At 44.8% G+C, this 14,463-nt stretch carries 13 protein-coding genes and 1 other annotated feature; of the genes, 3 read left to right on the top strand and 10 right to left on the bottom strand.

Translation table 11 applies throughout. From position 1 onward, the window contains the following. Nucleotides 1-84: 84 nt before the first annotated feature. The 3 genes from PQG66_RS05165 to PQG66_RS05155 all read right to left on the bottom strand — a co-directional run bounded on the left by PQG66_RS05165 (nt 85) and on the right by PQG66_RS05155 (nt 4,374). The gene (locus PQG66_RS05165) at nt 85-2,481 is read right to left on the bottom strand and encodes a polyprenyl synthetase family protein (RefSeq protein ID WP_272035801.1); all 2,397 of its coding nucleotides are present in this window, start codon (nt 2,479-2,481) and stop codon (nt 85-87) included. Nucleotides 2,482-2,600: 119 nt separating this feature from the next. Then, nucleotides 2,601-3,398 (bottom strand): sulfite exporter TauE/SafE family protein, encoded by a 798-nt coding sequence (locus PQG66_RS05160; protein WP_272035799.1) that lies wholly within the window; start codon nt 3,396-3,398, stop codon nt 2,601-2,603. Nucleotides 3,399-3,930: 532 nt separating this feature from the next. Continuing rightward, nucleotides 3,931-4,374 (bottom strand): DUF6376 family protein, encoded by a 444-nt coding sequence (locus PQG66_RS05155; RefSeq protein ID WP_272035797.1) that lies wholly within the window; start codon nt 4,372-4,374, stop codon nt 3,931-3,933. Between the two features lie 168 nt (nt 4,375-4,542). On the opposite strand from PQG66_RS05155, the gene PQG66_RS05150 reads away from it, so the two are divergent. Continuing rightward, a complete protein-coding gene (locus PQG66_RS05150; protein WP_272035795.1) occupies nt 4,543-5,511 on the top strand; it encodes a bile acid:sodium symporter family protein in 969 nt (322 codons plus the stop codon). A gap of 153 nt (nt 5,512-5,664) precedes the next feature. Here the strand turns inward: PQG66_RS05150 and PQG66_RS05145 are convergent, their stop codons facing one another. Beyond that, nucleotides 5,665-6,516 carry an aldo/keto reductase gene (locus tag PQG66_RS05145; protein ID WP_272036501.1) on the bottom strand — a complete coding sequence of 284 codons (852 nt, stop codon included), beginning with the start codon at nt 6,514-6,516 and terminating at the stop codon, nt 5,665-5,667. A 172-nt stretch (nt 6,517-6,688) separates the two neighbouring features. On the opposite strand from PQG66_RS05145, the gene PQG66_RS05140 reads away from it, so the two are divergent. Continuing rightward, the gene (locus tag PQG66_RS05140) at nt 6,689-7,093 is read left to right on the top strand and encodes a MerR family transcriptional regulator (protein ID WP_272035793.1); all 405 of its coding nucleotides are present in this window, start codon (nt 6,689-6,691) and stop codon (nt 7,091-7,093) included. A 145-nt stretch (nt 7,094-7,238) separates the two neighbouring features. Here the strand turns inward: PQG66_RS05140 and asd are convergent, their stop codons facing one another. The 5 genes from asd to PQG66_RS05115 form a co-directional block, all read right to left on the bottom strand. After that, nucleotides 7,239-8,324 (bottom strand): aspartate-semialdehyde dehydrogenase, encoded by a 1,086-nt coding sequence (gene asd, locus PQG66_RS05135; protein ID WP_272035791.1) that lies wholly within the window; start codon nt 8,322-8,324, stop codon nt 7,239-7,241. A gap of 162 nt (nt 8,325-8,486) precedes the next feature. Continuing rightward, nucleotides 8,487-8,792: a binding site (T-box leader), on the bottom strand. A gap of 150 nt (nt 8,793-8,942) precedes the next feature. Then, nucleotides 8,943-9,293 carry a VOC family protein gene (locus tag PQG66_RS05130; RefSeq protein ID WP_272035789.1) on the bottom strand — a complete coding sequence of 117 codons (351 nt, stop codon included), beginning with the start codon at nt 9,291-9,293 and terminating at the stop codon, nt 8,943-8,945. 255 nt (nt 9,294-9,548) lie between these two features. Then, nucleotides 9,549-9,848 (bottom strand): hypothetical protein, encoded by a 300-nt coding sequence (locus PQG66_RS05125; protein WP_272035787.1) that lies wholly within the window; start codon nt 9,846-9,848, stop codon nt 9,549-9,551. 140 nt (nt 9,849-9,988) lie between these two features. Next, nucleotides 9,989-11,776 (bottom strand): ATP-binding cassette domain-containing protein, encoded by a 1,788-nt coding sequence (locus PQG66_RS05120; RefSeq protein ID WP_272035785.1) that lies wholly within the window; start codon nt 11,774-11,776, stop codon nt 9,989-9,991. Beyond that, nucleotides 11,773-12,648, bottom strand: coding sequence for an energy-coupling factor ABC transporter ATP-binding protein (locus PQG66_RS05115; RefSeq protein WP_272035783.1), 876 nt, complete (start codon nt 12,646-12,648; stop codon nt 11,773-11,775). The genes PQG66_RS05120 and PQG66_RS05115 overlap by 4 nt, the downstream gene beginning before the upstream one ends. Nucleotides 12,649-12,762: 114 nt before the next feature. Here PQG66_RS05115 and PQG66_RS05110 point away from each other — a divergent pair, with 114 nt between their 5' ends. Further along, nucleotides 12,763-13,350, top strand: a complete 588-nt coding sequence (locus tag PQG66_RS05110) for a biotin transporter BioY (RefSeq protein ID WP_272035782.1) — start codon at nt 12,763-12,765, stop codon at nt 13,348-13,350. A 185-nt stretch (nt 13,351-13,535) separates the two neighbouring features. Here PQG66_RS05110 and PQG66_RS05105 read toward each other — a convergent pair whose 3' ends face one another. Further along, entirely contained in the window at nt 13,536-14,294 is a 759-nt protein-coding gene (locus PQG66_RS05105) for an SDR family oxidoreductase (RefSeq protein WP_272035780.1), read from the bottom strand. Nucleotides 14,295-14,463 lie beyond the last annotated feature (169 nt).

Raw genomic sequence — 14,463 nt, 5'->3', positions numbered from 1 at the left:
CAACCTCCAGAACATCTTACATAATGAAAAAAAGCAAAAACCCTCCACTCTGAATGAATACAGAATGAGGGTTTTTGTATATCATCAACGTTCACGAGCAATCAGGTAATCCAGTAGATGTTTCAAAAAAGGAATGGGTTTCGGCATTTGACCTAGTGCATCAGTGGCGAAACAATAATGCTCCCACATTGCCTTTTGGGCACCGTTCTCCCCTAGAATGGATACAAAAGTGGAATTGTTATTTCGTTCATCCTGCCCGGCTGGCTTCCCAAGAACCCGGTGATCTCCACCATAGTCCAGCAGATCGTCCCGGATCTGAAAGGCAATGCCTGCATGATAGGCAAATGATTTTAACGCGTCGATCTCTTCTTCTTTCACTTGTGCCAGAATAGCTGGCATGACCAGCGCCGCTTCAAAAGCAATACCTGTTTTGTAGAAACAGATCGTATTTAGCTCCTCTAGCGACAGCGTTTTTCCTTTTGAACCCAGATCCATCGCCTGACCCATGCACATATCTTCTGCCTTTACAGCAGAATATTGTATCAGCTTCAACACCGTTTGTGCATCGAACTGATGCAGTGTAGACTGCTCACGAATGGCCCGCTGGATGAGGAACAAGCCCGTAAGTTCTGCGGTTGCACTATTATGAACCTGATGAAGTGTGGAACGACCTCGCCTTGTTGAAGCATTATCCTGTGTAGGAAGGTCATCAAAGATGAGTGAAGCGGTATGCATATATTCCATGGATCGTAACAAAGGCATTATGGCCGACTCAGTGAGTCCATATTCCTGTACACCCATGACCCATGTCAGGATGGGGCGTAGACGTTTGCCGTCCCCTTGAAGGCTATAGTTTGCCGCATCCATCAGTCTTGTCTTCATATCGAGCTCTTCTGCGGACTTGTTGATTTGCAGCTCTACATTGATCCGTTCACGCACCGTTTGAAGCGTCTGTCTAAACGAATCCTTCTCCTCTTTATCATTGCTCAGCTGCAGCACGACCTGATCTCGTAACAATTTGTCCAGAAAATCAACATCATCTGCTTTACGTACCATCTGCTGCACCACATCATTAAGTTCTGGCTGCCCGGATGCGAAGATACTCATGACTTCATCATATTTCACCTGTCCCAGCCGTTCTCTGCATCGCTTCAAACCGTTAATTGCACGATCCAGTATAACCTCCCGTGCCTTCTCGTTCGAATAGTAGACATCATGGATCAGATAGGAGATGACTGCCCAATATAACTCATACGGATTAATCAGATCCGGACGAAGGTCACGATATTTCAAATAATACGTATACGGTGTCACGGCCTCGTCTTGCAAATCGTCGAACATATCTGCAAAATCATCGGCGAGCTGATTATATATTCCATAATGGAACGTACGCAGATCAAACCCCTCATCTTCAGGCGCACTGAGAACGGAACGTACAATTAACCTGGAAGATGCTGATTTGATAATAATCGGAATGTAGAGCTCCTCATTGGTATAATGCGCATTCGACAAATTCTTACTGCGATCCGTCTCCTGAGATTGAAAGAACACATAGGACTGTTCAAAAAAAGTGCGCCGCATCTCTTCACGCTGATAATTTCGAATATAATCAAAGGCCTCTCGAAGTTCGGAATGTACATACCGGATGACTTCAAGCTTTGGCCCCTTCCACTCACCAAGTTCAGGCACGATGCCTGTAAGTAGCGCTTGTTGTATCATCGCTGAATATTGTTCTTTTTCCTGTATGGTCAGTGCCTGAGAATCAAGAAGATCATCAACGAAAGGGTACGTCAGACCGTAAGAGTAACCGAGCCGTATCGCTGCGTCCAGTCGTTCACTTCGTTCCTTCTGTGGCGTTTCCTCCGTGAATTCATCATGCACATGAAGAACAACACCCAGAATAATTTTGATCAATTTTCGCTGCGCCTGCGCTGCATCCAGTTCTTTAGGAATGTTTGCTGCAACATGTTTTAATTTGTCCAACACCCAGATGACAGCTTCTTCGATCTGTTCCCGCTGCCCCCACCGGTATAAAGCCGCTGGGCTAATGTAGTCAGCCTGCCCCTGTTGTTTACTCGCAGTACGCATAAAATATGTTTTGGTATCTTCAGCAATACGGCGAATGTGATTTTGGGTTTTCGGGTTATCCAGCGCTTGCCCCAGATCTCGCATGTAAATATAGGAGATGCTACGATCCAGATAATCATCCAGCTTGCTCGTCGCATTGAGCCAGTGTATATATTTCTGAATATTTCGGGTATCAGGTTTTCTCTTGCCAGCGAACCATGATAACCAGCTAAATCGATGAATGTGTTTTTTTTGCCAAATCCTGAAATCTTCTTTAAGTTCATCTACGTGTGAATGATTTAAGAGCTGCTGAGTGAGCTTGGAAAAATACTGAGATGCTTTCTGCTCCGCGAGACGGTACGCTTCACCAACATTCGCTTCATCCTTAGTTTGGTTTATAAGTAAGTTGTTCATCGGTTGATCCCTCAACTTCGGTTAAAGTTAAACATGGTCCGTTCATGTTCATACCCTATATACGGCAGTTCAGCCGTTTGGTTACGAAATCGAAAATGTGTTGGGCGGAACGGTATAGTTCAAAATATGGAAGACCAGACTTTGAACGCCGTAATCGCAATGAGAACAAGTAGCCCATATCGAAGCAGCCGCACATTGATCATCGAACTTACTCGGGAGCCAATCGAAGCGCCAATCAAGCTACCAACTACGGTGTATATAATCGGCTCCACCGGAATATCTCCAGCGATCAGCTTCCCAATGACACCTCCTGTTGCAGAAATAAACACAATCGCAAGAGATGAGGCAATAGTAGTCCGCACTGGAATCTTCAGGATGGTCAGCATAACAGGGATTAGCACAAAAGCACCACCAGCTCCAACGATGCCTGAAACGATGCCAACGATCAACGCTGTGCTCGAAGCGATCATTTTATTGAATGTTAACGGTTCATCTGTATCTAATCGTCCCTTGCTCGGAACCAGCATTAAAACAATGGCAATCACAGCAAGAACTCCGTAAACGAGATGAATCATGCGTTCATCAAGCAAACCTGAGATAAAAGCGCCAATCAAACTACCAATGAGAATACTGGAGCCCATATACAGTACCAGTTTGGAATTAATGACAGCGTTGTTTGTATTCCCTGCTTTTGTCCTTCTGCGAAATGCAACAACTCCGGCAAGTGAAGCAAAGAAAACCTGAAACATACTAATAGCAGACACCTGATGAGCGCTGAACGGAGAGAGACCTGCCATTTCAGGTACGTACAGCAATAGCGGGAAATTAATAATGGCACCGCCAATGCCCAACAATCCGGAAAAAAACGAACCGATGAGACCCAGTATAAACATGATGAAAAATAACAACAGATCCATCGATTATACGCTTCCTTTCAAAGGATAATACGACAATACAAAATTAGAATATGAGCTAAAACAATCAACAAAAAACGTATACACACCAATTGATTTCGGTTATAATACATTAAAACCAAGTAAATTAATCAGAAATGAGTGATTAAGCATGTTTAGTGTGTTGAAGACACTTTTTGTGAATACATGTCCTCGCTGTAACGAAAAATTACAAACACATCATGAACCATTATGCTCAGTCAAAACCTGCACTCATTGTCATTATAAAGAAGAAAGTTATGGTTCACTTGGCGTCCGTATCGTGTACGACACCACAAATGGATAAAAAGAGTCAGCGATTTTATTGTATCACGAACGCCCAAACTTCGGGGAGATTCGACATTATTATATGATTTCACTGCAAAAGTTGAATATAAAAAAAGGCGCAGGGCGATTACTTCGTCCTGTGCCTTTCATGTATATGAATCATTATTCTGCTTGGATTCGCTAGAATCCATCATGAGTGAACATTAAAATATTAACGTAATTCAACGTATTATTCATTTTGCAATCCGCTCAGCGGATCCTTCAGACTATTGATATTGTTGATCAATTCAGGAATACCTGTTTGCTCCCAATTCTCAGCAGTGATCCCTTGCTCGGCAATCGATGTCTCGAATTGATTGATGACCTCTGTCAGTTGATTATTATAACTAACGAGATTCTCGTGAATACTTTCGCCAATTGCAGGCGCATTCATCTCGGCGAATTCTGCAGCTTCCGCTTGAATCAAATCAATTTTTTCTTGAACCTGCCCCGTAACATCAGGGTTGTTAACAGCATCTGCTGCAAGTTGCTGGAGCTCTGTTCCAGCTCTCGATATTTGTTCTATATAATCCGTTGCACCGCTTACATAATTTAGACTTTGATTCGCTTGCTCTACAATAGAACAGGCCGATAATATCAGCATACTGGAACCGATAATTGAGGTTAACATCATTTTATATGTTCTTTTTCGCCTCGTCATGATCATCTCCCTTTCTTCATCTCACCATGTTAGTTTGTATTTAATGATACTTGTTCGCGATGCTATATTGCAAATGAGCCTGCATGCAACAGCATTACGTTGTATAATGGGAGAATCATACAATAAAGGGATGTCATCATTATGCTTCAGGCCTTGAATGAACGCTTGAACCGCATCATGCCACTGATTACCCCCAGCAGTATAATTATCGGTGTATTATGTGGCCAGTTTTTGTCTTCTTACACGTATTTGTCACCTTGGCTTTTTGCCTTTATGACGTTTGCAGGCAGTATCAGTTTAAGCGTGCGAGACTTTGTGAATGTATTAAAGAAACCTTTCCCACTGTTTGTCTGTTTGCTGATCTTGCACTTGGCAATGCCTCTTGTTGCACTAGGAACAGGTCATCTCGTGTTTCCCACCGATGCTTATACCATTACAGGACTTGTTCTTGCTGCGGTCATTCCGACAGGCATTAGCAGCTTTATATGGGTCAGCATCTACCGGGGGAATATCGCGCTTACGCTTTCTATTATTCTCATTGATACGTTGCTGGCTCCGTTCGTTGTGCCTGGAGTGTTATCTCTGTTGGTAGGCACAAGTGTCAGTCTGGATACGGCGGCTATGATGAGCAGCTTGTTCTGGATGATCGTGTTTCCTTCTCTGCTGGGCATGCTCCTCAATGAATGGACTAAAGGGCGGATCGTTCCTGTATGGGGCCCTAGGCTCAATCCATTATCCAAGTTATTTATGGCTTCAGTCGTTGCCATTAATGGCTCGGTTGTCGCACCCTATCTAGCCGACTTCAACTGGCGTTTGGCCGGGCTTGCAGTCATTATTGTTTTTCTAGCCTCCTTCGGGTATGCACTCAGTTATTTCATTGCGAGATGGCTGGGATGGAATGAAGCTGATCAAGTGGCGCTCGTCTTCAATGGTGGAATGCGAAACATTAGTGCTGGCGCAGTCCTTGCGGTTACTTATTTTCCGCCGCCTGTTGCGGTTCCTGTAGTTCTTGGCATGGTATTCCAACAAATGCTGGCATCCCTATCGGGGTACTTGCTGGGCCGACGTTCCCAGTTCTTGCGTAACTCGGATAAAACCTCCGCAGCTTAAATTGCTCGAATGACAAAATGCAAAAGGCTCCTAACTCTCTTCACACAGAGCAGTTCAGGAGCCTATTCACATCTTAAATCATGATTGAACTAGAAGCCACACAGGTCCATCCGCTTCAAGAGAATAGATGATGAGACTATGAGAGATGAACGATTATATGTCCACCTTCAGCTGACCCAGCATTTTGGCTACTTCGGGATCATCGATTTTCATAAATAGGCTCTCTCCTGTATCCAATGTCGCTATGGCTTTCATATCCTCCGAACTTAGCGTGACATCAAAGATGTCAAAGTTCTCCACAAGCCTCTCTTTTCGTACCGATTTGGGAATAACTACAATATTTTGCTGCGTAAGCCAGCGAAGTACAATCTGTGCCACGGACTTATTATACTTTTCTGCAATAGCAGAAAGTGTTGCATTCGTAAATAAATGATTACGGCCTTCTGCGAACGGTGACCACGATTGATGCTGTATCCCCTGTTCTTTTAGAAAGGCTCGGCTAATGATCTGCTGCTGAAAAGGATGTGTCTCGATCTGATTGATCGCCGGCACGATTTCGTTATGAACGATGAGATCCATTAGCCGATCAGGTAAAAAGTTACTGACACCAATGGCACGAATATAACCGTCTCGATACAGTTCCTCCATCGCTCGCCAAGCGCCATAATAATCACCAAAAGGCATATGGATAAGATACATATCCAACTGTTCAAGCTGCATCTTCTTTAATGATTTAGCGAATGCCTTTTTGGTGCTTTCATATCCGGCATCTTGTATCCATAATTTAGTGGTAATGAATAGTTCTTCACGCGAGACACCGCTGCGTTGGATTGCGCGCCCTACCGCTTCCTCATTCATATAACCCGCTGCCGTATCAATTAGACGATAACCCGCACGAAGCGCCTCATAGACGGTATTCTCACATTGTTGCGGATCTGGGACTTGATATACACCAAATCCGATTATCGGCATCTTCACACCATTGTTTAATGTTACACTTTGCATCATTTGATTTCCTCCTAAGGTTTTATGGTTTAACTCAAGCAATCAAGCGGATTTGTTTCTAACAACACTCTGTTATTTCGCTTTGAATCAGCTTGCGTTACAATAACCCTAGTACCTTCGTGTAACACGAAGTCAAGCGGTTTATATCATTTTTTTAAGGAGATGAAAATCTATGTTTACGGTTCATGAAGCTGCCTTGATTACAGGACTTTCAGAGCATGCAGTTCGTTTTTATACCGATAAAGGCCTGATTCCAAGCGTGCAGCGCAACAAAAACAATGTAAGATTGTTTAACGACGAAGCGATCAACTGGTTACGTGGCGTCCGATGCCTTAAGCAAACGGGGTTGCCAATTGAAGATATCAAAACTTACGTAGATCTCTGCCTTGAAGGTGATTCAACCGTCCCACAGCGCTTAGCTCTCATGATGCGATTCAAGGAAGCTGCACTCGCTCAACTGGAAGAAGCAAAACAACGTGTCGCACATCTGGAAGAAAAAACACTCCATTACCAGGAGATTTTAGAAAAAGGCATCCCCGACATCACGAATCCTGCTCAGTGGGCAACTTCTCGTTAATAATAACGGGTGTCCCCCAGTTGGAGTTCAATAGATGCACCATCACCGTTAACTAGGACACATATCATAAAATAGTCAACTAAACACAAAAAAACGCCGACATCTCATGTCGACGTTTTTCGTGCTTATTTTCCAGTAATACTTATTATTTCGGCTGAATATATCCTTCTGCTTTGAGCAATTCAGCAATCAGAACCGCACCGCCAGCTGCTCCGCGAAGTGTGTTGTGAGACAGTCCCACGAATTTATAATCATACAAAGAGTCTTCACGCAAACGTCCAGTAGATACACCCATACCACGCTCAATATCACGATCCAGCTTGGTCTGTGGTCTGTTCTCTTCCTCAAAATACGTAATGAACTGTTTTGGTGCACTTGGCAGGGCCAGCTCTTGCGGACGCCCTTTGAACTGAGACCAGCGCTCCAGTATTTCATCTTTACTTGGTTTTTTCTCAAAGTTTACAAAAACAGTAGCCAAGTGTCCGTCTGTTACCGGTACACGAATACATTGAGTCGTAATCAGCGGTGCAGATGCTTTAACAATCTGGTTGTTCTCTACACTACCCCAGATGCGCAGCGGTTCCTGCTCACTTTTCTCTTCCTCGCCACCGATGTAAGGAATCACGTTATCGAGCATTTCAGGCCAGTCCGTGAAGTTTTTTCCCGCTCCAGAAATCGCTTGGTACGTTGAAGCAACCACTTGGGTCGGATTAAACTCACGCAGCGCATGTAATGCCGGCACATAACTCTGGATGGAGCAGTTCGGTTTTACAGCAATAAAACCTGTTGTCGTACCCAGACGTTTTCTTTGTGCTTCAATGACCGCCAGATGACCTGGGTTAATCTCAGGAATGACCATCGGCACGTCAGCAGTCCAGCGATGAGCCGAGTTATTGGACACGACCGGGGTGCCTGTTTTGGCATAAGCCTCTTCCAGTGCCTGGATTTCATCCTTTTTCATGTCCACTGCACAGAAAATAAAATCAACCTGGCTCGCGAAAGCCTCCACTTGGGATGCATCCTGCACCATAATGTTTTTCACTGGCTCAGGAATCGGAACCTCAAGCTTCCATCTCCCTCGTACGGACTCTTCGTACGTTTTACCAGCCGAGTTGGCACTTGCTGAAATCGCTGTTACTTCAAACCATGGATGTTGATCCAGCAGGTCTACAAAGCGCTGACCTACCATTCCTGTTCCTCCGACAATACCGACTTTTAATTTTGCTGACATGGAATCATCATTTCCTTTCGGTTTTAATTAGCTCATCTGTTGTTATCATCATACATGGGATACTGGAAGCTTAATTCCCTATCATTCACACTATTCAGGCCAATCCAAAGCGTGTAATCACTGCTCTGGAAAACCAAAAAATCCCATCCCCAAGACAAATGTCTCAGGGACGAGATTGAACACTCGTGGTACCACCCAGATTCGTAAATATGTCGCCATATTCACCTCTTCAAGTATACGCAGAATGAGACCTGTTCACCTAATGATAGCATAAGGTGGTGCTAACTTCATTCATTTATACTTTAGCTCTATAACAGGAGCACCTGTCACACCATCCTCCAACGTAAGCGGATTCCGATGTGCTGCTCAGAGTCTTTCTTCAATAAAAAGTTCTTTGCTCCTTTTCAGCTACCGGAGCTCTCTGATGAAAGAATGTTTTTTATCTACTCGTCTCGTCAACGCATTTGATATTGCGATTATAATATCAAAGTTCCAGTACGAAAGTAAACATCTTTTTTATAACACATTTCAAATAAACACGTTCATTCCATCTCAGTCACCACTTATTGGGCTTGTTCACCTAAATCTTTACCTTCCACGATGGATAGAGTCAAGCTCTTAACACTGGCACACCATTAACATATTACCGTCCGGATCTTCAAAATTAAACCATTTTTCGTGTTCAATTGTAGAGGTAATCTTAACATTTTTGGACAACATATAAGTATACGCTTCTTGAATATTGCTTGTATTGAAATGAAATGCAGGGGTTTTAAACGTGTTCTCTTCAGCATAGATTTTGCTATCCAACACAATTCCAGTTCCATTCATTGGCAGGATGTGCAGATGTCCAAATAAAATCTCCTGATCCTCAGGCAGATTTAATATGTCACGGTACCACTTCATAGCCTTCTCGATATCACGAACCGGAATAAACACCGTGCCGATTTGATTTAAGATCGGATTCAAGCCAGTCCCTCCTTAATCAAAAACTTTTATTTTGTTAAACCAAATAAAATGAGATCATGATATTTTCCATCCATAAACACAACCTGACGCCCCATCCCCCATTCTGATGCATAACGTTCAACGTAACTTAACAACAATTGAATACCTCATCCAATTATAACCAAAAAAACAAAATCAAAATAGCCTCCGCACGGAATATTTCCATACCGAAGGCTGTGTATCGATAATGCTTGATTTAAATATGCAGAAACATCATTACATTTTGCCAGGATACTGAGGTTCATGAACATCATCCGGCACGGTTTCATCAAACACATCCTGACCAGGATAGTCCCGTTCCTCACCCTCATGCAGCTCATGATTCTCATAATCAAAACGGTGTGCAGTCCTTTGATCTGCTCGCCAAGGGGAGCTTTTCCCAAGCGACTCAGACAGCAAGGATGAACCATAAGGCCCCTCCGGGAATTCTTCAAGGGTAATGTCATTCCGCTGCGACTCAACGGTGGACACGTCCGTATACTCCCGTCTGTCTTCCTGCAAAAACTTCTCCTCCATCACTCGTCCCTCCTGATCCTCTTGAGATGATCAACGCACATTTATAGTAAACGGAACGTGATGATTTTATGCATTATCATTGGAAAACACTGCGTTTCAAGTGCTGATGCCAATACGGCTTCAGCACCTTAATTCCGCCATCACCAATGGCGCATCGATACTAACACTGCGAACAGGAGCAGTCCGGCCATGCCAATCCGGGTATCCCGCCTGCTCCAGACCAGAAGCGAAGAACGAGTGCCCAGCACATTATTCTCTCTTATTTTTCGCATCTCCATCGCAATGGTCATATCTTCTGCACGCTGAAACAGAGCCATCAGTAACGGGATCACCATCGGCCCAAGGTCACGAATACGCACTGAGTTCGGTTTTAGAGCAGCTTTTCCCCGTGCACGCACGATCAGAGAAAAACGCTGCCATTCTGCCCATAACATCGGAATAAACCGGAAAACCAGCGATACAGCAAGTGCGAATGAAGCCACAGGCAGCCTGATTTTCTGACCGTAAGCCAGTACCCAGTTCAGTCCTTCGACCATACGGCCGTACGGTGTCGTCAATGAGAACCATATACTCGCAAGAGTCACGATGAACAAGCGGTACAGATTCAGTAAAGTTCCCTCAGCCTGAGTCAGTGAAAATCCCACCCGAAATCCACCTTCAACTGTGGTAAGGGTACTGCCAGATAACGCCGTTGATAAAAGGAAAAAGATCAATAACGGCTTCAACAATTTGATACATCCGATCAGCATCTGACGAGGCAGCACAGCCAGTGCACCTATAACAGGAACCAAGGTTAACGATAATCCACCCCATCGCTGCTGAAGCATTGTAGCTGTAACAAGCAACATATACAATACCCATTTCAATCTAGGATCCATCATCTTGTACAGGCCGCTCGAAGAGTTTCTGGAAGTAGTTTCGCTGCCTCTATTCTTCGAACCGAAGTTTGGTAACATCGGACCTAGAGTCTCACCGGATGTCGGTGTAACTGAATCTGAACTCCAAGTTGGTTCCCCATTCGCTTGTACAATTCTTCCATTCTCCCTGTCCTTACTGAAAGAAACAGATAACCTATCTTCTCTAGATTTTATGATAGATTCGGCCATCTCTTCCGGCGTCATCGCTGGAGAACTCATCTGCACGCCTGCCGCCCGCAGCTGCTCGGCTAGCCGCATGGATGGTGGTAGACCGATCCCGGCCTTCACCAGTAACTCGGGTTGGTTGTGCAATTCGGGCGGAGTAATATCCGCAACCAGTCGACCTTCCTTTAACAGAAGTACACGATCTGCGTGCGGTAAAAACGTATCCAGATCGTGAGTCGCAATCACCACTCCACCACCCCCCACACGGTGCTTATGAAGGGATTCCAGAAGCAATGTGACACTTTGGGCTTCAAGACCCGCGCTCGGCTCATCGAGCAAAAACCACTCCGGCTTAGTCACCTGACCAAGCGCAAGTCCTAGCCTGCGTTTCTCACCACCACTAAGAGCAAAGGGAGATCGGTCCAGCTGAAAACCTCGCTCCAGATCCGCGCCACGAGGGGGGTCCCAATGCGCTAGCGTTTCTTCGATGTACCTTTCCTGATCGGTTTCATTCAAACGATAAGGGCGAAGGGAGTACTGGAACTCTCGCTTGATATGTCGTGCGAACAACTGCTGTTCTGGAAACTGGAACACAAGACTTGCTTGGAGCAGTATGGACGTAGGGACTTTGCCATCAACCCACATCGACTCTCCTGATAGTTGTATATCCCCTGATTTCGGCTTTCTCAGGCCGGCTATGGTCTGCAATAGCGTTGTTTTACCGGAACCTGTACAGCCTAGTAACATCGTAATCTCACCACGCCTCAACGTCACATTCAGCTGATCGATCAAAATCCGTTTGCCCACATCAGGAGCTCGAACACAAACATCTTTTAGTTGAATCACCTGCACGCCACCTCCTCGGCAAGCTGTTCAGGTCTAAGCGGCATAGCATTAGGCAACATCCCTTTTCTTTTCAAAATCTGTGCCGTTTGGACCGTAAAAGGGGGTTCCAGTCCCAGCTGCTCACAGGGAGATAGAGAATGTAACAGAGATGGGGAGATTTCCTGATTTGTCTCTTCCGCTCTGTCTTCGGTTACAATTGCCGTTGAATAAAAGAAAGACTGTGGAGTGCCGTCATAGACGCACTTCCCGTTATGCATTGCCAGTATACGGTCGGATAACGTCGCTTCTTCCAGATGATGAGTAATCCAGATCACTGCTGTACCTTGGCTTGTGATATGTTGGACGATTTCTTCTATTCGGTCTCTTGCATCAGGATCAAGCATTGCTGTAGGTTCGTCCATGATGAGTACATCTGGCTTGGCTGCGAGAGCTGTCGCGATGTTAAGTAACTGTTTTTGGCCACCAGACAATGGAGCGATAGTCCTCTCCTTTAGCTGATTAAGCCCCACCGTCTGCAAAGCCTCCTGCATACGTATCTTTTTTTCGACTTCGGATATATGTAATTGAGACAAGGCAAAATGAAACTCCTCTTCGATTGTATCACCCAGCACCTGAGTTTCTGGTTGCTGTAGTACACCCCGAATAGTCAGATCGTCTGAACCCTCTCTCTCTCCGCCGGATAAAGGGATATATCCTAATATCACCCCGGCCAAGGTGCTTTTCCCACTACCATTAGCACCTACGATGCTTAACCACTCACCTCGCTTAAGGGTAAATGAAACACCATCGAGCGCTTTTTTTACAACATTATCTTCGGCTCCATAGTACACACGGATATCTTGTAATGAAATGATAGAAAACGTGTCTTGCATATTTATAATTTGTCCTTTCACAATCTGCTTTTATATGATATTATGCTAATCGTTAACCTACTATAATAATTAGGTTGACAATAATTCTATCAAAATTGAAAGGATTGTACAAACATGAAATTAACTTTACGAGGTATCGTATTCAGCGCGCTTATGGCGGCCATTCTCGTTCTTTTCGGATACATAAGCATCCCTATTGGCTTCTCACCTGTGCCAATTACCTTGCAGACGTTAGCTGTAATGTTAGCCGGAGGATTACTTGGTCCACTCTACGGTTTTCTTAGTATCTTTCTTGTCGTTCTGCTGACTGCCCTTGGTTTTCCTCTACTGCATGGCACAGGCGGTATTGGCCATCTGGTGGGTCCAACTGGAGGGTATGTGATGATGTGGCCATTTGCCGCACTGCTGATTGGATTGCTGTTATCTAAAGTGCAATTCCGGGGATTCAGGGGCTATGTTCTCGCTTTTATCGTCCTTGAGGTATTTGGATCTCTGTTGATTTATGTATCAGGGGTTCCTTGGCTCGCTTATCGATACAGCATGACCTTGACTAATGCGATGATTCAAGGATTCTATCCATATATTATTGGTGACCTGATCAAGGCGGTATTTGCTGCAATCATCATAGCTCCGGTTCGTATGGTTTATCCACCTTCGCGGTTGACGGGTCTTGTGCACTCTAATGTGATCAAAGCAAGCTAATGAAGTACTGCAAGCCGAGTCACTGAAAAAACACCTCACTATAAGATGGCTCTCGCGACGGCTTAACCATTCTACAGATACTGGATCATATTGCATTTAAAAAGCACGAACGAATTAATCTCGTCCGTGCTTTTTCTATGTTGTCACCTCTGCTACTCTATTTAGGTATCCGTTGTATGCATCCCTCAGTTTATACCCTTGGCTGGGCGCACAGTCAACTCGTTCACATCGACGCCCTCTGGCTGGGCAATCGCGTAACCAATGGCTTCAGCAATCGCCTTAGATGATAGCGCGATTCGTCGGTATTCTTTCATTGCGGCTCGGGCATGCTCATCAGAGATACTATCCGCGAGCTCGGATTCGGTCACGCCTGGCGAAACAAGAGTCACACGGATTTCGCGTTCTGTTTCCATACGCAGTCCTTCTGAAATCGCTCGAACAGCATATTTGGTCGCACAATAGACAGACGCAGTTGGTGTCACTTCGTAGGCGCCAATGGAGGCGACATTGACGAAATGCCCACCTCCCTGGCTTCGCATAACTGGAAGACCTGCAGCGATACCATGCAATACTCCACGTATATTGACATCGATCATGCGATTCCATTCATCGATTTTTCGTTCTTCCAGATTGGATAGAGGCATAACACCAGCATTATTGACGATTACATCGACACGGCCGAATTTATCAACAGCTTCGTTTACAAAAGCATCCATCTCTTCACAACTGGTCACGTCAAGCTTGCGGTACTCAGCCACACCTCCTGTATCACGAATCTCATTAGCCAGAGTCTGCAAACGTTCAGTACGTCTTGCGCCAAGCATTACTTTAGCTCCACGTTCAGCGAGCAAACGCGCTGCTCCTTCACCAATTCCACTGCTGGCTCCTGTGATCAGAACAACTTTTCCTTCAATACCTTTCGTGTGTTGCTTGTTTGTATTCATGATTCGTCCTCCTCTCGTTCTGGTTCTTCTTCAGTATGAGACATGTGAAGCAGGGAGAGGTAGAACAATCGGCCCAAAAAATTGCCTAATCGGCCCATGAATATTGGTGTACAATGATCAGCATTGTATAATGAGGGTAATCATTCACATATAGAGATTAAGGAGGAAT

The organism is Paenibacillus sp. JJ-100, assembly GCF_948329825.1.
Taxonomy (GTDB): Bacteria; Bacillota; Bacilli; order Paenibacillales; family Paenibacillaceae; genus Paenibacillus.
Note: the sequence above shows the minus strand (reverse complement) of the source record. Positions and strands in the feature narration are given on the sequence as shown.